Origin of the sequence: Stenotrophomonas sp. AS012628, from assembly GCF_010608305.1 — a bacterium.
Classification (GTDB): domain Bacteria; phylum Pseudomonadota; class Gammaproteobacteria; order Xanthomonadales; family Xanthomonadaceae; genus Stenotrophomonas; species Stenotrophomonas geniculata.
Genome location: NZ_VMBJ01000282.1, coordinates 1 through 221 on the forward strand (window position 1 = coordinate 1; position 221 = coordinate 221).

Annotated in this window: 1 pseudogene; it reads left to right on the top strand. The window is 66.5% G+C overall.

Annotated features, from left to right (window positions below):
- Positions 1 to 221 (top strand): annotated as a pseudogene (locus G5A07_RS21935) (hypothetical protein); the annotation flags it as partial.

Consider the following 221-nt stretch of genomic DNA (forward strand, 5'->3'; position numbering starts at 1 on the left):
GCCTACAAGTTCAAGAGCATCCAGCGCAGCCTCGACGCCAACCTCAATGGGCCGGTGCGACTGTTCGGCCTGACCCACGAACTGCTCGGTGGGGTCACCTACGCCCAGGGCGAGACCCGCCAGGACACCGCACGCTTCCTCAACCTGCCGAACACCCCGGTCAATGTCTACCGCTGGGACCCGCACGGCGTGCCGCGCCCGCAGATCGGCCAGTACACTTC